This is a genomic window from Actinosynnema sp. CS-041913, from assembly GCF_050942485.1.
Lineage (GTDB): Bacteria > Actinomycetota > Actinomycetes > Mycobacteriales > Pseudonocardiaceae > Actinosynnema.
Genome location: NZ_CP192037.1, coordinates 8,350,589 through 8,370,350, shown reverse-complemented (window position 1 = coordinate 8,370,350; position 19,762 = coordinate 8,350,589). Strand labels below are relative to the sequence as shown.

The window sequence follows — 19,762 nt, the reverse complement described above, 5'->3', positions numbered from 1 at the left end:
GTTGTCCGATCAGGCTAACCACCTTCCGCCGGTCGGAGTCCGGTGACGAGGGGAGGCGGGGTGTTTCAGTTGACGCAGACCACACCGTCGGCGGTGATCGGCGGGGTGGCGGTGGTGGTCTGGACGCCGTTCGTCGCCACCCCGCCGGCCGACGCCGGGTCGGACTCGTCGGGCGGCGAGAAGTCGGCGCCCACGTAGACCCGCACCTGTCCCCTGGGCACGGAGTCGTCCTCGGCGGCCGTCGCGTTACCGCCGAGCGCGGAGATCACCCGGTCGGCACTGGACCGCTCGCCGGGGGCGTGCTGCACGACCGTGCTCTCCAGGTAGTTGCCGGGTGTCGCCTGGCCTCGGCTGAAACCCTTGTTCGCCAACACCTCCAGCAGGTTGGCGGCCTGGCCGACGACCCCGGAGGAGTTGATCACCTGCACCGTGATGGCGGACGCCGGCGGGCCGCTCGGCGTGGTGGACGGCACGGTCGACGTCGGCGCCGGGTCGGTGGCGAGGCCCTTGATGAACTGGCGCACCGCAGCCGGGTCGACCGGCAGCACGTTGCCGTCGTACCAGGTGTCCGTGGGCGGGCCCACCGGGATGGTGCGGAACTGGATGTTGCCCGACACCAGGCCCTGCATCTGCTCGGCGAACTCGGTGATGTTCCAGCGCTCGCTGAGCACCACCGACTTCTTCACCGCCGTGACGAGCTGCTCCAGCTTGTCGAAGTCGGTCAGCGTGCCGGTGGACAGCACCTTGCGGGCGAGCGCGCCGATGAACACCTGCTGGCGCACGATCCGGTCCAGGTCGCCGCCGGGCAGGCCGCCGCGCTGCCGCACGAACGACAGCGCCTCCGCGCCCGCGATGGTCTGCTGCCCGGCCCGGAAGTCCGCGCCCGAGTCGGAGTCGCTGGTCGCCTTGTTCAGGCACACGTCGACGCCGCCGATGGCCTTCGTCACCTCGTAGAACGACGCCAGGTTCACCTCGGCGTACCGGTCCACGGTGACCGCGCCGCCGGTCAGGCCCTCGATGGTCTTGATGAGCGTGCGGCGGCCGGCCTGGGTGGCCTCGCGCTCGATCCGCGCTTCGTCCGCCACACCCTCGTTGCGCAGCCGCTGCGACGTCTCGTTCTTCTGCCGGACCATCGCCGAGTTGAGCTTGTGCTTGCCGAAGCCGTCGGCGATCTCCACGTACGCGTCGCGCGGGAAGGAGATGGCGACCGCCCGCGTGCCGTCCTGCGGGATGTGGACCAGAATCATGGTGTCGGTGTTCAGCGTGCCGTCCGCCACACCGCCGTTGAGCAGGGCGAGCACCTCGTCGGAGAGGGGGTTGCCCTGCGCGTCGGTGCGGCTGTCCACGCCCACCAGGAGGATGTCGATCGCGCCGTCCAGCGGCTTGCGGGCCGCGCCCTGTTCGGCCACGGAGGAGGGGATGACGTCGGTGGTGACGATGCCCTCGTCGATGTCGCGGAGATAGCTCCAGCCGTACCACGTGACCAGGAGCACCGCGGCCGACACGAGGGCCAATAGTGAACGTCCTGTGAGCACGAGGACACGCAAAGCGGCCGGACCTGCGGCCGATTTGGGCGCACTGCTGTCCACTGGTGCTGCCTCCCCCGTGTGCACGGCTGCTGTTTCCAGGTTAGTGGCGACGCGGCCGTCAGACCTGCCATTCCCCTTAATACGGGAGACGCTGTAACGGCGGAGTGGGTTGCACGGGTTAACACCGTGACAGACTGCGATGGACGACCGCTGTGGAAGGGCATTGACCATGCGCGTACTGGTGACGGGTGGGGCCGGCTTCATCGGCTCGCACTACGTGCGGGAAGTGGTGGGCGGCGCGTACCCGGCCTATGCCGACGCGGAGGTGGTGGTGCTGGACAAGCTCACCTACGCGGGCAACGAGGCCAACCTCGCGCCGGTCGCGGACGACCCGAGGCTGACGTTCGTGCGCGGCGACATCTGCGACCGCGAGCTGGTGACCGGGCTGATGGGCCGAACGGACGTGGTCGTGCACTTCGCGGCCGAGTCCCATGTGGACCGTTCGATCTCCGGGTCCGCGGATTTCGTGCTCACGAACGTGTTGGGCACCCAGACGCTGCTCCAAGCGGCCCTGGAGGCGAACGTCGCGAAGTTCGTCCACGTGTCCACCGACGAGGTGTACGGGACGATCGAGGAAGGCTCCTGGACCGAGGACCACGTGCTGGAGCCGAATTCGCCGTACTCCGCGTCGAAGGCCTCCTCGGACCTGCTGGCGCGGGCGTTCCACCGCACGCACGGGCTGCCGGTGTGCATCACGCGGTGCTCGAACAACTACGGGCCGTATCAGTTCCCGGAGAAGGTCATCCCGCTCTTTGTGACCAACCTCATGGACGGCAAGAAGGTCCCGCTGTACGGCGACGGCCTCAACGTCCGTGACTGGCTGCACGTGGACGATCACTGTCAGGGCATCCAGCTCGTGCTGGAGGGCGGCCGGGGCGGCGAGGTCTACAACATCGGCGGCGGCACCGAGCTGACCAACCGCGAGCTGACCGGTCGGCTGTTGGAGGCGACCGGGCGGGACTGGTCGTTCGTCGAGCCGGTGACCGACCGCAAGGGCCACGACCGCCGGTACTCGGTGGACATCACCAAGATCGCCACCGAACTCGGCTACGCCCCGCGGGTCGACTTCGCGTCGGGCCTGGCGGCGACCGTGGCCTGGTACCGGGACAACCGGTCGTGGTGGGAGCCGCTGAAGCAGCGCGCGGCACTGGCCGGCTGACGTGATCGCACTCCTGGTGCCGGGCGGCCGAGGCCAGCTCGGGCGCGATGTGGCGGCGGTGGCCCCGGCGGGCGGCCTGGTGCACGCGCCGTCGTCGTCGGAACTCGACCTGACCGACGCCGACGCGGTGGTCGACGCGGTGGCGTCGTTCGCCTCCTCGGCGCGGGACTGCAAGATGAAGCCGGTCGTGGTGAACGCCGCCGCGTACACGGCGGTGGACGCGGCGGAAACCGACGAGGACCGCGCTTTCGCGGTCAACGCGGTGGGGCCGGGTTTGCTGGCGTCGGCGTGCGGCGAGCACAACGTGCCGTTGATCCACGTGTCCACGGACTACGTCTTCCCGGGCGACGGCGACCGCCCGTACGAACCGGAGGACGAGACCGGGCCGCGTTCCGCTTACGGGCGCACGAAACTGGCCGGGGAGCAGCGTGTTCTCCAGACGTGGGAACGGTCCTGGGTGGTCCGCACGGCGTGGGTGTACGGCGCGGGCGGTCCGAACTTCGTGAAGACCATCGCGCGGCTCGAAGGCGAGCGCGACGTGCTGTCCGTTGTGGACGATCAGCGCGGCTCACCCACCTGGTCGCTGGACCTGGCGACCGGGTTGGTCGAGCTGGCGGGGCTGGTGGCGGGCGGCGGCGTGCGGTCGCGGGTGCTGCACGCGACCGGCGGCGGCGAGACCACGTGGTGCGGCTTCGCGCGGGCGGTCTTCGCCGAGCTGGGCGCCGACCCGGAGCGCGTGCGGCCCTGTGCCACCGAGGACTTCCCCCGCCCGGCGCCGCGCCCGGCGTACTCGGTGCTGTCCGGCAAGGCGTGGGCGGCGGCGGGCCTGACCCCGTTGCGGCCGTGGCAGGAGGCGTTGCGGGCGGCGTTCGCGGCGAAAGCGGTGCCCTGAACCGGTCGTGGTGAGCGCACGTAGACCCCGGTGAAGGACCGACGAGCCGGGGAGTGGTGGTCGCGTGCGGCACAGCATGGACAGTGATGTGTTCCGGCAGACCGCGCACAGCCCGTCGTACTTCGAGCTGTCCCGCCGGCTCGGGGAGGGCGCGCGTGGTCTGGTCGACTTCTGCATCCCGTGCAACCCCTACTTCCCGACCCCGGAGATGTTCGCGGACCTGGCGCGCGACCTGGAATCGGTGCTGAAGTTCTACCCCAGCGACGCCGGCGCGATCGCCGCGCAGCTCGCGTCGGTGCTGGGGATGAACCCGGCCACGATGGCGATGTCCAACGGGTCGACCGAGCTGATCACGTGGATGGACCGGCTGTGGGTGGCGGAGTCCATCGCGGTGCCGGTGCCGACGTTCGGGCGGTGGACGGACCAGGCGATGGAGTCGGGCAAGCGGGTGGACATGTTCCCGCTGCCGGAGAACGAGGGCTTCCAGTTGGACCTCGGCGCGTACGTGAAGTTCATCCGGTCGCGCGGCTCGCGGGTCGCCGTGCTGTGCAACCCGAACAACCCGGACGGCGGCTACCTGCCGCGCCGGGAGGTCGTGCGGTTCTTGGACGAACTGTCCGATTTGGACTTGGTCGTCGTCGACGAGTCGTTCATCGATTTCGTCGAGGTGGAGCGGAATCCTTCGGTGGCCGCGGAAGCGGCCATCCGGCCGAACGTGGTGGTGCTGAAGTCGCTGGGCAAGAACTTCGGGCTGCACGGCGTGCGGTTCGGCTACCTGGTCGCGAATCCGGGGCTGGCGCGGCGGATGGCCGCCGCGCTGCCGAAGTGGAACCTGAACTCGGTGGCCGAGGCGGTGATCTTCATGTTCCGCGAGCACGCCGACGACTACCAGGAGAGCCTGGTGAAGCTGTCCCTGGACCGGTACCGGATGGGCAGCGAGCTGTCGCGGGTGCCGGACCTGGAGGTGTTCTCGTCGCAGGCGAACTTCCTGCTGGTGAAGCTCATCGGTGAGGTCGGCGGGCCGGAGTTGCGTGACTACCTGCTGGTGAAGCACCAGGTGTTCGTGCGGGAGTGCTCCGACAAGCTCGGATTGTCCGGACAGTTCCTCCGCCTGGTGGTGCGCCCGTCGGACGATGTCGAGCGCCTGGTCGAAGGGATGCGCGCGTTCTCCGAGTCGCGCTGGGGCATCGACCGGCCGACCCTGGTGTCGTAGGCCGGTCGGTCTGCCGCGGTCAGTTGGTTCGTCGGGGTCGTGGTTCGTCGGGGTCGGGCGGTCGGCCACCCGGTCAAGCGGCCTGCCACCCCACGCAGCCCGGTCGGCGGCCGGTGGCCAGGAAGTCCTTCAGCGCCAGGGCAAGCGTCTCGACCGGCACCCCCGCGCCCGCCGGGTAGTCGACGTACTCGGAGCGGTACTCCGGCGAGTCCGGCTCGCCCTTCAGCGTCGAGTAGTCGTGGTCGGGATCGGCGTACGTCAGGTAGCCGTAGCCGCCGTGCACGGCCGCCGCGACGTCGTGGTCCGGGATCTTGGTCCGGCCGGGCTCGCCGAGGAGCCCTTCGGTGTCGTCCATCAGCGGCCGGTCCTGGTGCTCGATCACCGCGGGGCCCGCGCCGGGCTCGGCGAGGCGACTGAGCAGGGCGTCCACGTCGTCCGGGGACTCGACGGTCAACTCGTCGGCGGCCTCGGTGTCGTCCGGGTCGCGAATCGGCCACACTGCGGTGAAACTCATGGCGGGCATCATCCCAGCGAACGCGGGGAGTGACCAATCGGGATGGTCGGTTGGGCCGTTGGAGTGGAGGTGCCTTGTCGCACTGGTTTTGCGCTCAACCGATGCGAGAACCTTTCCGTCATGTCCGACCACGGGCGACTCCCTGACGCCTCCGCGCAGCGCTCCGACGGCGAGCGCCAACGTTTCCTGCGCCGCGTCTGCGCGGTGACCGGCTCCCGCCAGATTTCCTGGACCGTGCTCAACGGCAGCCCGGCGGACCGGCCGGTGCGGACCTCATAGCGTCGCGCGCCACTCCACACAGGTCGGCCGGTGCGCGGTCGCCAGGAATTCTTTCAACGCCTCGGTGAACGTCTCAATTGGCAGGCCGCTGCCGGCGTCGTATTCATCCGAGTCGGAGTGGTAGACCGGCGAGGCCGGATCGCCGACGGGGAACCAGAGGTCTTCGTCGTCACCGAAGATCAAGTAGCCGTAGCCCTGCCAGATGCCCGCCCAGAGCATGTGGTCGGGTTCGAGTTCGCCGGAGAGGGCGGACCGGACCGGCGGGCGGGCTTGGTGGATGATTTTCGCTGCCTGGGATGTCGCCTTGGCCAGCCGTTCGACCAAAGCCTCGACGTCGGCAGATGTGGTCACGGTCATCCGGTTGCCGGCGCGCAGGTCGCTCTCGTTGTGGACACCCCATGAGGCGATGAAGTTCATTCTTCTCCTCGGTAGACGACACGGGTTCCGTCGTGCTCGACCACGGTCAGTGTCGTGCCGGGCGGAAGGATGTGCTTGAGCTGCTTGTCGCAGGTGTTGGCGAGGTGGCTATCAGTCTCACGTCGTCCGCACACCTGTCGATCGATGATCACGGTCTCCTGCGTTCGCCGCTCCTCTCGCATCCTGACGGCGAGCTTCACCTCGACGTGCGTGGCGAGCATCAAGACCCGACCTCGACCACCCATGCCTTTGATGAAGGCGAGTGCCTTGTCGTACCACTCGTCGCCCTTGCCGCTGCGGAGGACGGTGACGTCCGTGCCGGGGCCTAGCCACCTGCCTTGGGTCTCGCTGCCCTCCGGGCGTCTGGGGAGGGAGCGGCGGATCTGGTCGACTCGGGCGGGTGGGTGTGGTGGTGGCGGGGATGGGGTGGTGGGGGCGGCTAGGCGGTTGGCGATGGCGTGGAGGGTGTCGCGTAGGGCTATTGCCTGGAGCAGGAGTTGTTGGGCTTGTTGGTAGGCGTCGGTGAAGGTGGCTACCGCTTGGATCAGTTCCGGTTGGGTGGTGCCGGTGGTTGCCAGGGCGAGGGTGGTGGCGGCTTCCTCCGTGGCGTCTGTTGCTTCGCCGAGGAGGGTTATGGGGAGGGTGTCCGCCGCTGTGCGCAGGGTGTTCGCTACGGCGGACAGGGTGGTCACCTGAGGGTTGCCAGGAAGGTCAGCCAGGTTGTGCGGGGGACTGTCAGAAGGCCTGAGTCCGGGTTCTTGCTGTCACGGACGCCGACGGTGTCCGGGGTGTGAGCGACTTCGACGCAACTGGAGTTGCCGCCGCTGTAGGTGGCCTTGCGCCAGGCTACTTCGACGCAGTTCGAGTTGCCGCCGCTGTGGGTCGACTTGCGCCAGGCTCCGAAGGTCAGCTCCGAGGTTCCCATTCGCTGTGTTCCTCCTTGGCATAGCGGTGGAGCATCGCCAGCGAGTCTTGTTGGCTCAGCGCGACACCGCACAGATGCTGGAAGGCCAGCCTATACCGCTCAACATCGGGTTCTTCCTCCAGAAACAACGTCCCGGTCAGGTGGTCGATCGCCACAGTGCCGTAGCCGTCATCGAACCGGAAGCAGTCGAACGGCACACCCATGGCCATGTGTTCGCCCGCACGGGTCGGGATGATCTGGAACTGGACGTTGGGCATCGTGGCGAGTCCCGCCAGATGCTTGAGTTGCGCGACGTGCACCCCAGCACCACCCATCGCGCGGATCAGGGCTGCCTCGGTGATGATGGCCCACACCGCCAGGGTGAAGTCGAGTACGCGGTTCTGGCGTTTGGTGCGGAGTTCGACCCGTTGCGCCAGCACCTCGTCGCTGATGTCGGGGTGGGCGGCGCGAATCACCGCGCGGGCATACTCCGGGGTCTGGAGCAGACCGGGGATCAGGTCGACTTGGAAGGCTGAGACACTGACCGCGTCGGTTTCCAGTTCGGCGAACTCGATGTTCTCCGGGCTGGCCGCCTCGTCATAGCTCTGGTACCAGCCGCGCTGCTTCGCGTTGCGGGCCAACAGGACGATACTGGTGGTGGTCGCTTCGCCCGCGCCGTACAGCTCGCACAGCAGCCGGGCCTCGTCGGGCTTCACGCCGAGCTGGCCGAGTTCCATCTTGGTGACTTTGGGTTGCTTGCAGCCCAGGCGGGTTGCTGCGTCCTCGATGCTCACGCCCGCGCTGTGCCGCAGTTGGCGTAGTCGGCGGGCGAGGCGTCGTTGTTTCGGTGTCATTGTCCCTCGAACGTGTGAAATTTGGAATGTTATTCCTTCAAAGGTTGCGGCAGATCGAGGTTGGCGGCAACCTAGCAGAAGGAATTCCACCCAATTGAGGAGGGGTAATGGCTGCTCATGTGGCTCACGTCCGAAGCGATACGCCGCTCATGACGTACGCGGACCGGGGCATGGAGACCGTCTTCGTGTCCATCGGGCAGGCTCCGGACCAAGTCCTGCTGGGCCTGACCGAAGCCGGCGCGCAACGGCTGGTCGAGGACATCAGCCGGGAGTTGAAGGTCCTGGCTCCGGCCGACCACTGTGAAGAGTGCGACGACACCGGGGAACGCTGGGTGCCGATGGGTGTCGGCGCGATCCGGCTGTCGAGCTGTCACTGCCGGGCGGCTGCCGCCAAGCGGTAGGCGTCCAAGGTTCGTTCCGCTGTTTTGCGCCAAGTGAACTCGGCCGCGTGCGCCCGTCGTGCTGCCTGGTCCGCTGGTGTGGGCGGGGTCTCTACGGCATCCACCAGGGCCTGACCCAAAGCGTCCACATCGCCGACCGGCACGTGCACGGCGTGCCCACCGGCTACTTCCCGGAGCGCCGGCACATCCGTACAGACCACCGGCACGTTGCACGCCAGCGCTTCCAGCACCGGCAGGCCGAAACCCTCGTCCTTCGACGGCAACACCAGCGTGGCCGCGCCGGCGACGACGCTGCGCAAATCCACGTCGTTCAGGTAACCGGTGCGCAGCACACGGCCGTCCTTGCCGGTTCGGCTGGGGCCCGCCAACACCAAGGGCGGCAAAGAAGGGTTGGCCGCGTGGGACTCCAACAAAGTCGCCAAACCCTTGCGGGGTCCGGGAGCGCCTACGAAGAGCAGGTACTCGCTCGGCAAACCCAACCTGGAACGCAGGCCGTCCGACGGCGCGCGGGCGGCGAACCAGGCCGGGTCCACGCCCAGCGGGGTCACGATGATCTTCTCGGGGTCCACCTCGAAGCGGTCGACCACCACGTTCGCCACGGCTTGTGTCGGTGTGCAGACGATGTCCGCCCGCATCGCCGATTTCCGCACCAGTTCCGGCAGCCTCCGGTCGGACGGGGGCAAATCCTGTGGCGTGTCCAGGAAAGCCAGGTCGTGGATGGTCACCACGCCGCCCGCCCGGATCGTCGGGGGCAGCACGAAGTTGGTGGCGTGCATGACGTCCGTCGGGCCGGCCAGCAACTCGACCGGGGGAAACGGGCCCCGTAGCCAGAACTGGCGCAGCAGCCGGGCCGAGACCGGCAGGCCGCGGGCCACCACCTCGTGCGGCAGCACGGTGCGCAGCGCACGCCACCCGCGCAGGGTGAACGCCACCGCGCGGACCTCGACCGCTTCCGGCATCGACGCCAGTTCCTCGGCCAGGGCCGACGTGTAGCGGCCGATCCCGGTCCGGTCTCCCAGCAGCGGCGTGCCGTCGATCAGCACCTTGAGCGGTTTAACCATGGCCGCGCAGCTTCTTCAGCACGCGGCCGGTGGCGCGCTTCGCCACTTCGGCGGCGCCTCCCTGGTCGAGGTACTCACGCACCAGCCGCACGTCCCGTTGCAGCTTCTCGCGGCGGCCCAGCGGGCGGTTGCGGACCATCGGCGCGCTGCCCGACAGGCGGTCGGCGGCGGGCCTCGGGTTGCGGCAGAAGTCGACCAGCGGGGCCAAGGCCGCCTCCCAGGTGTAGCGTTCGCGGACGCCGGCTATGCGTTCCGTGCAGGCTGTGGCGAAGTCCTTGTCGTACAAGACTTTCTCCAGGGCGTCCGCGAGCGCCGCCGGGTCTTCGGAGGGCACCACGACACCCAAGCCTTCACGGGACACCAGGTCGGCGAACGAGTCGCCGTCCGTCGTCACGATCGGCAGGCCCGCCCAGAGGTAGTCCAACACCCTGGTGCGGAACGCGAAAGTGGTCTCCACGTGCTCGTAGTGCGTGGTGACGCCGCAATCCGCGTCCAGCAGCCAGTTCTGCCGGTCCTGGTAGGGCACCCACGTCTCGTTGAAGAACACGTGCGACCCGACCAACCCCAGCCGCTTGGCCAACGCCCTGGTCCGGCCGGCGATGTCCATGTCCGGCACCTCGGGATTGGGGTGCTTCATGCCCAGGAACACCAGGCGCGCGTCGGAGTGGTTGGCGCGCAGGCGGTCCATGGCGTGGATGAGGGTCAGCGGGTCGAACCAGCTATAGACGCCGCCCGCCCAGAGCACGACCTTGTCGTCGGCGTCCAGGCCCAGCGTGTCGCGCAGGCCCGGTCCGGTGCGTTGGGGCGGTTTGCCGGACAACCCGAACGGGGCCACCGCGAGCAGCGACTTGACGGTCGGGTCGGTGTCGTACAGCGCGGGCGTGAGGCGGCCCATGGACGCCAGGTGCCCCAGCCAGAAGTGGCGCTGGCGCTCCGACGCGCACAGGAAGAAGTCGCCGCGCTCCAGTTGGTTGTTGAGGACCTTGGTCACGCCGATCAGGTCCTTCGCGCGCTGCTCGTCGGTGTCGTCGCGGCCCTGCTCCAGCAGTTCCAGATGCATCGGGTCGTAGATGTCGCAGACGACGATCTTGGTGGACTCCGGCGTCTTCAACTGCGGCAGGAACTCCAAGGCGTGGCCCTGCAACACGATCACGTCCGCCCACACCAGGTGCGGGTCGATGTCGCGCGGTCGCACGCCCAGCACGTCGAACGGGGCGTCGGGCGGCGCGCACAGCGGGTTGATGGTCACCAGGCGGACGTCGTGCTCGTCGGACAGCACGTCGGCCATGTTCCACGCGCGGATCGCCGGGCCGGCCATCTTCTCGGAAATCGCGTCACCGGTCATGATCAGGATGCGCCGGGGCCGTCCGTACAGCTCCTCGATGCCGAACACGTCCACCAGCACGTCGTGCGCGGCGAGATAGCGTTCGAGCGGGTAGGCGGGCTCCAAAGCCTTGCGCATCAACGGAACCAGGTCCGCGTCCGACACCCGGCGCTTGGCCTGCTCGACCTTGCGCGACTCGTTCAGCGACGGCAGCAGCTCCACGAACTGGTCGATCGCCAGGAACCCGGCCAGCGCCTGGCGCGACACCGGCACGGGCGCGGCGTCGTCGGCCGGGTCGGCGGGCCTGCGGGTGATCTCCAACTGGGTCGGGTCGATCTCGCCCCGCGCGGTCGCCCGGCGGACCACCAGGGCCAGCGCGGCGGGCAGCGCCTTCGCCAGGGTCTCGTCGGAGACGTTCTTGTAGAGCGCGGCCAACGCGTTGCGCTCCAACAGGAACAGCTCTCGGCTGGTGTCCACGGTGGACATCGAGGCGTGGTGCTTGTGGTACGTCAGCGAGGTCGGCTCGTAGCGGACCCGCCAGCCGCGCAGGTTCAGCCGCCAGCCGAGGTCCACGTCTTCGTAGAACATGAAGAAGCGCTCGTCGAACCCGCCCAGCTCGCGGAACAGCTCCGCCCGGACCAGCAGCGCCGAGCCGGTGCCGAACAGCACGTCGCGCGGCACGTCGTGGGAGCCGTCGTCGGGCTGCCCGGCGTGCCGCTTGTAGCCCATGCCGAACCAGGTCAGGCCGCCGTCCACGAAGTCGACCGCCCGGCCGTCCCAGTCCAGCACCTTGCTCGCGACCGCGCCCACGGTCGGCTCGGACCGCAGCACGCGGACCGCCGCGCGCACCCAGTCCGGGTGGGGGCGGGCGTCGTTGTTGAGGAACGCGAGCACCGACCCGGTGGCCCGCTCCGCGCCCAGGTTGCAGCCGCCGGCGAAGCCCAGGTTGGCCGGCGCTTCGACCACCGCGGCCTGCGGCACGGCCGCCCGGATGCGGTCCGCGCCGCCGTCGCCCGAGGCGTTGTCGACGCAGATGACCTGGAGTTTGTCCGCCGGGTAGGACAGGTCGGCGAACAAGGCGCGCAGGCAGGTGATGGTGTCGTCGGCCCCGCGGTAGTTCACCACGACCACCGACACGTCAGGCAGGCTCGCTCGCTCCACGTGCTAAGCCTGCCTCATGGAGGTCCGGGTGTTCGACGAAGGTGCCCTATGCCTCGTTGTCGGAGTCTTCCCGGTCCGGCTCGTCCTCGGCCGGCGGCGCGGGCAGGCTGTCCCGCTGCCACTCGACGGTGATCTTGATGTGGGCCTCGGCGGAGGACTTCGCGATGGCCAGCGCGGCGCTGGAGCCGACCTTCAGGCCGATCTCGACGGCCACCTTGTCCGGCCGCGGGCTCGGCATGCTGCCGATCTTCGCGGCCACCGTCCTGGCGACCTTCCTGGCCCGGTCGATGCCCGCTTCGAGCGTCTCGTCCATCTTCCCGACGGCGGCGTCCCACCGCCGCCCCGCGCGGACCGGGCCGTCGTACTCCTCGTCCAGCTCGAACGGCACCAGGTCGCCGTCCTCGGTCCGCACCTCGACGTACTCGGCCACATCACTCCGCTCGACAGATCGGGCCTTCGAACGACCCGGTGGGCAGGTGCTCGCCAGTCTCGCGCATGTCGCCGCGTTCGACGAAGCCGCACAGCGCCGCCGGCCAGCCCTTCTACCGGCCCGCCCAGTCGCGCCACACCGCTGTGCGGGACACGGTGGCATGGTGGCCTATCCGGGCCCGTTGAACGAGTGTTACCGGCAGTCGGAGGACGACCTCCGCGAGCACTCGAAGGCGCAGGGGCACCTGGAAGTTGGCCGGTTTCGGCCCGCGCCGGGTCGGCAGGACGGCGGTGAGCACGGCGAACCTGACCAGCTCGGTCAGCGCCACCCGGGCGGGCGCGCAGCGGAGCAGCATGAGCAGGCGGTTGCGTTCGTTCCAGCGGTGGAACAGGCGGGAGCCGGGGTTGGTGCTCGCGCCGTGCCGGTGGTGGACGCGGGCGGGGCCGACCGAGATGACCTCGTGCCCTGCCAGGCGCAGCCGCCAGGCCGTGTCGGTGTCCTCGTAGTAGCAGAAGAACCCGCCGGGGACGCCGCCGTTCGCTCTGAGGACGTCCGTGCGGAGGAGTGCCGCGCCGCCGCAGAAGCCGAACACCTCGCGGCCGGCCAGGACCAGGTCGGCGCCGTGGCCGTCGGCGGTGAGGGTCACGCCCACGGACTGGGTGGAGCCGTCCGCCAGCAGCAGGGAGGACGTGGCGGCGGCGGCTTCCGGGGTGGCGTTGAGGGCGTCTTCGAGGGTGGCCAGCCAGCCGCGGTCCGGGACGGCGTCGTCGTTGAGCCACGCCATGTACTCGGTGTCGATCTCCGGCAGCACGGCGGCGAGCGCGCCCGCGTAACCCCGGTTCCGGGCGAGCCTGATGGTCTCCGGCGCGCTGGGGTGGGCCGCGACGAGGTCGGCGGTGCCGTCGTCGGAGGCGTTGTCCAGCACGAGTGTCCGATGTGGACGTTGACCGGCGAGCGCGTCCAGGCACGCGGTGATGTGGTCGCGGCCACGCCACGTCACCACGACCACCGTCGTGCTGGGGATCGACACGGCGTGAGACGGTACGCGATGTGCCCAACCTGGTTGTGCTGACCGAGCAGTTGCTGGCCCCGGTGCCCGGCGGGACCGGCCGGTACACCCGTGAGCTGGCCGCCGCGCTGGCCGCGACCGCCCCGGACGGGTGGGAGGTCACCGGTGTCGTGAGCAGGCAGGCTGACGTGAGCGCGGCCGTCATCCCGGGGGTGTCGGGGCCCCGGGTGCTGCCGCTGCCCCGGCGGGCGCTGATCGCGGCGTGGGAGCACGGCGTGCCGTACTGGCCCGGCGGGGACGCCGTGCACGCGCCGACGCCCCTCGCGCCGCCGCGTGGCCGGGTGGTGGTGACCGTGCACGACGTCGTGCCGTGGACGCACCCGGAGACACTGACCGCCCGTGGCGTGACGTGGCACCGCAAGGTGATCAGCCGGGCGGTGTCACGGGCTTCGGCGATCGTGGTTCCCACCGCTGCCGTGGCCGATGAGCTGCGCCGATACGCGCCCGGACCGGTTCCGGTGCGGGTCGTGCACAACGGGGTGACCGAATTCGGGGCGGAGGAGGCGGTCCCCGGGCTGCCTCCGCGGTACGTGCTGGCGGTGGGCACGATCGAGCCGCGCAAGGGGTTCGAGGCGCTGGTGGCCGCGACGGCGGAGGTGGACGTCCCCTTGGTGGTCGTCGGGCCGCAGGGCTGGGGTGGCGTGGACCTGCGCGCGCCGCACGTCCGGCTGCTCGGCCGGCTGAGCGACCCGCAGTTGGCGCACGTGCTGCGGCGGGCGGCGGTGCTGGCCGCGCCCAGCCTCGCCGAGGGCTTCGGGCTGCCCGTGGTCGAAGCCATGGCGGCGGGCGTGCCGGTGGTCCATTCGGACGCGCCGGCACTGGTCGAAGTGGGTGGCGGGGCTGGGCTGGTCGTCCCACGCGGCGACCAGCCGGCGCTGGTCCGGGCACTGCGCTCGGTGTTGGCGGAAGCAGGTGTAGCGGACCGCATGGTGGCTTCAGGTTTGGCCCGTGCACAGCACTTCACCTGGATGAATGCGGCGCGTGAGGTGTGGGCGACGCACCTGTCCCTCGGACGGCCCCGTCCCGTTTGAGCCATTCCCCGGCAACCGCCGAGTCGCCACCCGTACTCTTCCTCGCGTGTCACCCGTCGAACCCAGCGTGCTGATCGACGCCACGGCCGTGCCGACGGACCGGGGCGGCGTCGGTCGGTACGTGGACTCGCTGGTGGCGGCGCTGGACGCGGACGGGGCGCGGCTGAGCGTCGTGTGCCAGCCCCGCGACGCCGAGCTGTACGGCCGGCTCGCGTCCCGGTCGCGGATCATCACCGCCACCGATGCCGTGGCCACCCGCACCGCACGGCTGACCTGGGAGCAGACCTCGCTGCCGCGCCTGGCGTCCCGGCTGGGCGTGGGGGTCGTGCACTCGCCGCACTACACCGTGCCGCTGGCGAACCGGGCGGCGTCCGTGGTGACGTTGCACGACGCGACGTTCTTCACCGACCCCGTGCTGCACTCGTCGGTGAAGGCGCGGTTCTTCCGGGCGTGGACGCGGGCCTCGCTGCGGCGGGCGGAGCTGTGCGTCGTGCCGAGCCGGGCGACGGCGGACGAACTGGCGCGGGTCGCCGGGGCGGACCGGCGGGCGCTGCACATCGCGCAGCACGGCGTGGACACCGAGCGGTTCCACCCGCCGACGCCGGACGAGGTGGCGGTGGTGCGGCGGTCGCTGTCGCTGGGCGACGCCCCGTACGTCGCCTTCCTGGGTGCTCTGGAGCCGCGGAAGAACGTGCCCGCGCTCATCCGCGGGTTCGCGCAGGCCTGTCGGCGGCGGGCGAACCCGCCGACGCTGGTGCTGGCCGGGCAGCCGGGGTGGGACAGCCAGGTGGAGCGGGCGCTGGACGCCGTGCCGCACCGGATCCGGGTGATCCGGGCCGGGTACCTGCCGTTCGCGCAGCTCGCGGGCTTCCTCGGCGGGGCCGAGGTGGTGGCGTACCCGTCGCTGGGCGAGGGGTTCGGCCTGCCCGTGCTGGAGGCGATGGCCTGCGGCGCGGCGGTGCTGACCACGCGCCGGCTGAGCCTGCCCGAGGTGGGCGGGGACGCGGTCGCGTACTGCGGGGTCGGGGCCGGTGACATTGCGGCGGCGCTGGGCGAGCTGCTGGACGACCCGGCGCGGCGGGACGCGCTGGCGACGGCGGCCCTGGTGCGGGCCAAGGACTTCTCGTGGTCGACCTCGGCGGCCCGGCACCGGCTCGCGTACGAGCGGGCTGTGCGGGCGCACCGCCGCTGATACGTCCGGCACCGGGCGGCGTGCGAGCGGCGCACCGCCGCTGATCTCCACTGTCGGGTATGTCTCTCCCTTTCCCTGTGTGCGTTCAATACCCCACGGGGGTATGGTTCCGCGCATGGACGAATCATGGAAAACCGCCATCTCGGCGACCCTGCACTGCCTCACCGGCTGCGCCATCGGCGAAGTCCTCGGCATGGTCATCGGCACCGCCCTGGGGCTGCCCGACTGGGGCACCATCGTGCTGGCGGTAGCCCTCGCCTTCTTCTTCGGCTACGCGCTCACCCTGCGCGGCGTGCTGCGCGCGGGCGTCGGGTTCCGGGTGGCGCTGAAGACCGCACTTGCCGCCGACACCGTGTCGATCCTGGTCATGGAGATCGTGGACAACGGGGTGATGGTCGTCGTGCCGGGCGCGATGGCGGCCGGGCTGGCGAGTTGGCTGTTCTGGGGCGCGCTGGCGTTCTCGTTGGTCGTCGCGTTCGTGCTGACCGTGCCGGTCAACCGGTGGCTCATCGCGCGCGGCAAGGGGCACGCCGTCGTGCACCACCTCCACCACCACTAGGGTGGCCGGCGTGACGCGCTACGGAGACGGACTGGCGGTCGTGACCGTCACCTACTCGCCCGGTGAGACCTTGGACGGCTTCCTGTCGACGTTGTCGGGGGCCACCACCCGGCCGGTGTCGGTCGTGCTGGCGGACAACGGCTCCACCGACGGCGTGCCGGAGCGCGCGGCCTCGGAGTCCGACCACGTGACCTTCCTGCCGACCGGGGGCAACCTCGGCTACGGCGCGGCGGCGAACCGCGGGGTGGCCTCGCTGTCCGACGACTACGGGTGGGTGGTGGTCGCGAACCCCGACCTGTCGTGGGCCCCGGGCAGCCTGGACGTGCTGCTGGAGGCCGCCAAGCGGTGGCCGCGCGGCGGGGCGTTCGGGCCGTTGATCCGGGAGCCGAACGGGGCGGTGTACCCGTCGGCGCGCCAGTTGCCGTCGCTGGGGCGCGGGCTCGGGCACGCGGTGTTCGCGAAGGTCTGGCCGGGGAACCCGTGGACGCGGGAGTACCGGCAGGAGAAGGCGTCGATCCAGGAGCGCACCGCCGGCTGGCTGTCCGGCTCGTGCCTGCTGCTGCGCCGCGAGGCGTTCGACTCGGTCGACGGCTTCGACCCGCGCTACTTCATGTACTTCGAGGACGTGGACCTCGGCGACCGCATCGGGCGCGCCGGCTGGCTCAACGTGTACGTGCCGGAAGCCGAAGTGGTCCACATCGGCGGCCACTCGACGGCCCGCGCGTCCACGCGGATGCTGGCGGCCCACCACAGCAGCGCGTACCGCTACCTGGCGGACCGCCACCAGGGTCCGCTGTGGGCTCCGCTGCGGCTGGCCGTGCAGGCCGGTCTGGGCCTGCGGCTGAAGCTGGTCACCCGGCGCGGGTGACGAGCCCTCCCATCACCACGTGCGGTACGAGGACCCGTCTCACATCGCGCGGTAGTCGCGGGGTGCGAAGCGGGGGCCGAAGCGGGGCTTTCGAGCGCCCGACGCTTCCACGTACCGGACGGCGCGGTGGCGTTGTGGGCGGTACGGGGACAGGATCTCGGCCATCCCGTCGTCGTCCAGCGGGTGGCCCAGCAGCGCCCAGCCGACCAGGCCGGCGAGGTGGAAGTCGCCGAAGCTGACGGCGTCCGGATCACCCCACGCCCGTTGCGCGATCTCGGCGGCCGTCCACACCCCGATGCCCGGCACCTTGCACAGCAACGCCCGCCCGACCTCACCACGAGATTCGGCGGCCCCCTCCAGCCGGTGCGCCACCCGGGCGGCAGCGATCAGGGCCCGCCGCCGAGCCCCGTCGACGCCCGCGCGGTGCCACTCCCAGTCCGTGATGCCCAGGACGGCCCGAGGCGTCGGGGGAACGCGCATCCCGGCCGGCGCGGGGCCCGGCGCGGGCGTCCCGAACTTGCGGCACAGCTCGCGGTACGACCGGTGGGCTTCGACCACGGTCACCTTCTGCTCCAGCACGGCCGGCAGCAGCATGTCCCACACCCGCCCGCACGCGCCCAGCCGGAAACCGGGCAGCCGACGACGGGTCTCGGCGATCAACGGGTGGTGGGCCTCGAACGCCGAGTCGTCGTCCTCCGCGCCGAGCATCGCCGGCAGGCGGTCCAGCAGCCAGTCGCCGCCGTCACCCCACGCCCGCCCGACGACGTCGTCCGGCCGGGTCACGTGCAGCGTCCCGGGCCCGACCGGCGTGTTCGCGGTCAACCAGATCCCGTCCTCCGCGCGGAACGCGACGTCACCCGGCCCCCGCCGGAGCGGCCCGAGCACCCCGGCCACGTCCAGCGGGAACGGGGGACGCCACGTCCTAGGCATCGGTGGAGAACCGCACCCCTGCCTCGGGCAGCACGACCCCGGGCCACACCCGGGCGCCACCGATCAACTCACACCGGGCGCCGATCACCGCGCCGTCGCCGATCACCGCGTCCGACACCACCGCACCGGCCTGGACCAGCGAGTCGGCCCCGACCACACTGCGCAGGACACGAGCACCCTCGCCGACCACAGCCCCGTCGAACAACACCGAGCCGTCCACCACGGCGCCCGCCGCGACGGTGCAGCCGGCACCGATCGTCGCGCCACCCGTCACCACGGCGTCCGCGTCCACCTTCGCCCCGGCCAGCACGATCGCGTCACCGGCCGGCGCGGGCAACGCGGCCGACGGCGCGACACCGCGCACGAGGTCGGCGGACCCCTGCACGAACGCGGCGGGCGTGCCCAGGTCCAGCCAGTACGACGTGTCGACGTGCCCTTGGAGCCGCGCACCGGAAGCCAGCAGACCGGGGAACGTCTCCCGCTCCACCGACACCGGCCGGCCCGCCGGGATGGCGTCGATGACAGCGCGGCGGAACACGTAGCAGCCCGCGTTGATCTGGTCGGTCGGCGGGTTCTCGGTCTTCTCCAGGAACGCCGTCACCCGCCCCTCGGCGTCGGTGGGCACACACCCGAACCGACGGGGGTCCTCGACCTTCACCAGGTGCAGCGTCACGTCGGCGGCAGTCGTCCGATGGGTGTCCAGCACGGCACGGAGGTCCACACCGGACAGGATGTCGCCGTTGAACACCATCACGTCGCGTTCCCGCAACTTGTGGGCGACGTTCCGGATGGCGCCCGCCGTGTCCAGCGGCACGTCCTCGACCACGTATTCCAGTTCGAGCCCGAGCGCCGACCCGTCGCCGAAGTGCTCCTGGAACACCTCGGCCTTGTACGAGGTGCCGAGCACCACATGCGTGATGCCGACCTCCCGAATCCGGGAGAGCATGTGGGTGAGGAACGGCACCCCGGCCGTGGGCAGCATGGGCTTGGGGGCAGAGAGGGTCAGCGGGCGCAGCCGAGTCCCCTTGCCCCCGACCAGAACCACCGCCTCGGCGCCTTGCAGCTCCGACATGCCGTTTTTCCTCCTCCGCTTACTTCCACCCGTAGTTTGCGAATACTCTGGCATGAGCACCTTGGCGGCACGGGCCCAGCCCCTGTCGGCGAGCGTCACCACCAGCAGCCGCCGGCGCCCGACGCCGGCCCAAGGGAAACGCAGGAGAGATCCGGATGGACCCCCGCGCTCGGGCCGACGCGGCGCTAGCCCGTGCTCGTGCACGTGGCATCCACGTCGTGACGCCGGACAACATGACGTCGCCGATGGACTCGTCGGCCACCCAGCAGATCCCGCGCAGCATGGTCAACGCCGCCGACCCCCGCATGGCAGACCCGGACTCGACCATGGTCCTGTCAGCCCAGGTAGCGTCCGGCGGAGCAGCCCCCCCGCCACCGCCGCAAGGCCAACCCCAACCCCACCCGCAGGCACCCGCGCCCCCAGCCCCACCGGCTTACGAACCGCCGCCGGTACCGGAGCTGAGGGTCGCACCAGGCCCAGTGCCAACGGTGCAACAGGTGGAAACGTCGAGACCATCACTGTCTCAACGCCTCTCGGGCGGCCAAGACCAACGCCCACCAGGCCTGACCCAACGCCTGAACGGCGACAGCTAACCCAACGCCCAGGCGCGTGCCCCGCGCTCTTCAGCAGTTGCGCGCGCAGCGCGCACACCCCCAGTTGGGCTGCGTGTCATCCCCGTATGGCCTGCCCGCAGGGAACCGCGCTTTTCCTGGGGATGCAAGCACGCTTTTCGCTTGCATCCCCAGGAAAAGGGTGGTGGTCTTTGACCAGGCCATACGGCAATGCCACTAACTTAAGCTTTCCGCTGGTCAGGGCCAGGTTCGTCCGCCGAACAGGCCGGAT

The 19,762-nt window shown here is 70.5% G+C and carries 21 protein-coding genes; 9 read left to right on the top strand and 12 right to left on the bottom strand.

Annotated elements, in window-relative coordinates:
• Nucleotides 1–65: 65 nt before the first annotated feature.
• Complete coding sequence (locus ACQPZF_RS37645) at nt 66–1,505, bottom strand: LCP family protein (protein ID WP_433265338.1); 1,440 nt, start codon at nt 1,503–1,505, stop codon at nt 66–68.
• A 253-nt stretch (nt 1,506–1,758) separates the two neighbouring features.
• Here ACQPZF_RS37645 and rfbB point away from each other — a divergent pair, with 253 nt between their 5' ends.
• From rfbB to ACQPZF_RS37630, 3 genes are all read left to right on the top strand, one after another.
• Entirely contained in the window at nt 1,759–2,748 is a 990-nt protein-coding gene (rfbB, locus tag ACQPZF_RS37640; protein WP_433265336.1) for a dTDP-glucose 4,6-dehydratase, read from the top strand.
• A gap of 1 nt (nt 2,749) precedes the next feature.
• Nucleotides 2,750–3,640, top strand: a complete 891-nt coding sequence (gene rfbD, locus ACQPZF_RS37635; protein WP_433265335.1) for a dTDP-4-dehydrorhamnose reductase — start codon at nt 2,750–2,752, stop codon at nt 3,638–3,640.
• A gap of 64 nt (nt 3,641–3,704) precedes the next feature.
• Complete coding sequence (locus ACQPZF_RS37630) at nt 3,705–4,853, top strand: pyridoxal phosphate-dependent aminotransferase (RefSeq protein ID WP_433265333.1); 1,149 nt, start codon at nt 3,705–3,707, stop codon at nt 4,851–4,853.
• A 73-nt stretch (nt 4,854–4,926) separates the two neighbouring features.
• On the opposite strand, the gene ACQPZF_RS37625 is transcribed toward ACQPZF_RS37630, so the two are convergent.
• Nucleotides 4,927–5,367, bottom strand: a complete 441-nt coding sequence (locus ACQPZF_RS37625; RefSeq protein ID WP_433265331.1) for an Imm1 family immunity protein — start codon at nt 5,365–5,367, stop codon at nt 4,927–4,929.
• Between the two features lie 120 nt (nt 5,368–5,487).
• On the opposite strand from ACQPZF_RS37625, the gene ACQPZF_RS37620 reads away from it, so the two are divergent.
• Complete coding sequence (locus ACQPZF_RS37620) at nt 5,488–5,646, top strand: hypothetical protein (RefSeq protein ID WP_433265329.1); 159 nt, start codon at nt 5,488–5,490, stop codon at nt 5,644–5,646.
• Here the strand turns inward: ACQPZF_RS37620 and ACQPZF_RS37615 are convergent.
• Genes ACQPZF_RS37615 through ACQPZF_RS37600 form a run of 4 tightly spaced genes read right to left on the bottom strand, consistent with a single transcriptional unit; the run spans nt 5,641 to nt 7,821 of the window.
• The gene (locus ACQPZF_RS37615) at nt 5,641–6,063 is read right to left on the bottom strand and encodes an Imm1 family immunity protein (RefSeq protein WP_433265327.1); all 423 of its coding nucleotides are present in this window, start codon (nt 6,061–6,063) and stop codon (nt 5,641–5,643) included. The genes ACQPZF_RS37620 and ACQPZF_RS37615 overlap by 6 nt on opposite strands.
• The gene (locus ACQPZF_RS37610) at nt 6,060–6,755 is read right to left on the bottom strand and encodes a DddA-like double-stranded DNA deaminase toxin (RefSeq protein WP_433265325.1); all 696 of its coding nucleotides are present in this window, start codon (nt 6,753–6,755) and stop codon (nt 6,060–6,062) included. Before ACQPZF_RS37610 ends, ACQPZF_RS37615 begins: the two co-directional genes overlap by 4 nt.
• Nucleotides 6,752–6,988, bottom strand: a complete 237-nt coding sequence (locus ACQPZF_RS37605) for a DUF397 domain-containing protein (RefSeq protein ID WP_433265323.1) — start codon at nt 6,986–6,988, stop codon at nt 6,752–6,754. The genes ACQPZF_RS37610 and ACQPZF_RS37605 overlap by 4 nt, the downstream gene beginning before the upstream one ends.
• Complete coding sequence (locus ACQPZF_RS37600; protein WP_433265322.1) at nt 6,970–7,821, bottom strand: helix-turn-helix domain-containing protein; 852 nt, start codon at nt 7,819–7,821, stop codon at nt 6,970–6,972. The genes ACQPZF_RS37605 and ACQPZF_RS37600 overlap by 19 nt, the downstream gene beginning before the upstream one ends.
• A 149-nt stretch (nt 7,822–7,970) precedes the next feature.
• Here ACQPZF_RS37600 and ACQPZF_RS37595 point away from each other — a divergent pair, with 149 nt between their 5' ends.
• A complete protein-coding gene (locus tag ACQPZF_RS37595) occupies nt 7,971–8,222 on the top strand; it encodes a hypothetical protein (protein WP_433265320.1) in 252 nt (83 codons plus the stop codon).
• Here the strand turns inward: ACQPZF_RS37595 and ACQPZF_RS37590 are convergent.
• The 4 genes from ACQPZF_RS37590 to ACQPZF_RS37575 all read right to left on the bottom strand — a co-directional run bounded on the left by ACQPZF_RS37590 (nt 8,192) and on the right by ACQPZF_RS37575 (nt 13,222).
• Nucleotides 8,192–9,283 carry a glycosyltransferase family 4 protein gene (locus ACQPZF_RS37590; protein WP_433265318.1) on the bottom strand — a complete coding sequence of 364 codons (1,092 nt, stop codon included), beginning with the start codon at nt 9,281–9,283 and terminating at the stop codon, nt 8,192–8,194. The genes ACQPZF_RS37595 and ACQPZF_RS37590 overlap by 31 nt on opposite strands.
• On the bottom strand, nt 9,276–11,768 hold the full coding sequence (locus ACQPZF_RS37585; protein ID WP_433265316.1) for a glycosyltransferase: 2,493 nt from the start codon (nt 11,766–11,768) through the stop codon (nt 9,276–9,278). Before ACQPZF_RS37585 ends, ACQPZF_RS37590 begins: the two co-directional genes overlap by 8 nt.
• 46 nt (nt 11,769–11,814) lie before the next feature.
• A complete protein-coding gene (locus ACQPZF_RS37580) occupies nt 11,815–12,198 on the bottom strand; it encodes a CU044_2847 family protein (protein WP_433265314.1) in 384 nt (127 codons plus the stop codon).
• A gap of 112 nt (nt 12,199–12,310) precedes the next feature.
• Entirely contained in the window at nt 12,311–13,222 is a 912-nt protein-coding gene (locus ACQPZF_RS37575) for a glycosyltransferase family 2 protein (RefSeq protein ID WP_433274891.1), read from the bottom strand.
• Nucleotides 13,223–13,248: 26 nt separating this feature from the next.
• Between ACQPZF_RS37575 and ACQPZF_RS37570 the strand changes: the two genes are divergently transcribed.
• From ACQPZF_RS37570 to ACQPZF_RS37555, 4 genes are all read left to right on the top strand, one after another.
• Complete coding sequence (locus tag ACQPZF_RS37570) at nt 13,249–14,298, top strand: glycosyltransferase family 4 protein (RefSeq protein WP_433265312.1); 1,050 nt, start codon at nt 13,249–13,251, stop codon at nt 14,296–14,298.
• Between the two features lie 67 nt (nt 14,299–14,365).
• Nucleotides 14,366–15,490, top strand: a complete 1,125-nt coding sequence (locus ACQPZF_RS37565) for a glycosyltransferase family 4 protein (protein WP_433274889.1) — start codon at nt 14,366–14,368, stop codon at nt 15,488–15,490.
• 115 nt (nt 15,491–15,605) lie between these two features.
• Nucleotides 15,606–16,049, top strand: coding sequence for a DUF4396 domain-containing protein (locus ACQPZF_RS37560; RefSeq protein ID WP_433265310.1), 444 nt, complete (start codon nt 15,606–15,608; stop codon nt 16,047–16,049).
• 10 nt (nt 16,050–16,059) lie between these two features.
• Nucleotides 16,060–16,917: a glycosyltransferase family 2 protein gene (locus ACQPZF_RS37555; protein ID WP_433265308.1), complete on the top strand. Its 858-nt coding sequence runs from the start codon at nt 16,060–16,062 to the stop codon at nt 16,915–16,917.
• A gap of 39 nt (nt 16,918–16,956) precedes the next feature.
• Here ACQPZF_RS37555 and ACQPZF_RS37550 read toward each other — a convergent pair whose 3' ends face one another.
• Nucleotides 16,957–17,847: a DNA-3-methyladenine glycosylase family protein gene (locus ACQPZF_RS37550; protein ID WP_433265306.1), complete on the bottom strand. Its 891-nt coding sequence runs from the start codon at nt 17,845–17,847 to the stop codon at nt 16,957–16,959.
• Nucleotides 17,840–18,919, bottom strand: a complete 1,080-nt coding sequence (locus ACQPZF_RS37545) for a sugar phosphate nucleotidyltransferase (protein WP_433265305.1) — start codon at nt 18,917–18,919, stop codon at nt 17,840–17,842. Before ACQPZF_RS37545 ends, ACQPZF_RS37550 begins: the two co-directional genes overlap by 8 nt.
• Nucleotides 18,920–19,762: the final 843 nt, after the last annotated feature.

Bases quoted from the DNA above. Each gene is read 5' to 3' on its own strand.
- rfbB (WP_433265336.1), top strand. From the start codon at position 1,759: ATGCGCGTACTGGTGACGGGTGGGGCCGGCTTCATCGGCTCGCACTAC.
- ACQPZF_RS37625 (WP_433265331.1), bottom strand. From the start codon at position 5,367: ATGAGTTTCACCGCAGTGTGGCCGATTCGCGACCCGGACGACACCGAG.
- ACQPZF_RS37620 (WP_433265329.1), top strand. From the start codon at position 5,488: ATGTCCGACCACGGGCGACTCCCTGACGCCTCCGCGCAGCGCTCCGAC.
- ACQPZF_RS37615 (WP_433265327.1), bottom strand. From the start codon at position 6,063: ATGAACTTCATCGCCTCATGGGGTGTCCACAACGAGAGCGACCTGCGC.
- ACQPZF_RS37605 (WP_433265323.1), bottom strand. From the start codon at position 6,988: ATGGGAACCTCGGAGCTGACCTTCGGAGCCTGGCGCAAGTCGACCCAC.
- ACQPZF_RS37600 (WP_433265322.1), bottom strand. From the start codon at position 7,821: ATGACACCGAAACAACGACGCCTCGCCCGCCGACTACGCCAACTGCGG.
- ACQPZF_RS37595 (WP_433265320.1), top strand. From the start codon at position 7,971: ATGACGTACGCGGACCGGGGCATGGAGACCGTCTTCGTGTCCATCGGG.
- ACQPZF_RS37590 (WP_433265318.1), bottom strand. From the start codon at position 9,283: ATGGTTAAACCGCTCAAGGTGCTGATCGACGGCACGCCGCTGCTGGGA.
- ACQPZF_RS37560 (WP_433265310.1), top strand. From the start codon at position 15,606: ATGGACGAATCATGGAAAACCGCCATCTCGGCGACCCTGCACTGCCTC.
- ACQPZF_RS37550 (WP_433265306.1), bottom strand. From the start codon at position 17,847: ATGCCTAGGACGTGGCGTCCCCCGTTCCCGCTGGACGTGGCCGGGGTG.
- ACQPZF_RS37545 (WP_433265305.1), bottom strand. From the start codon at position 18,919: ATGTCGGAGCTGCAAGGCGCCGAGGCGGTGGTTCTGGTCGGGGGCAAG.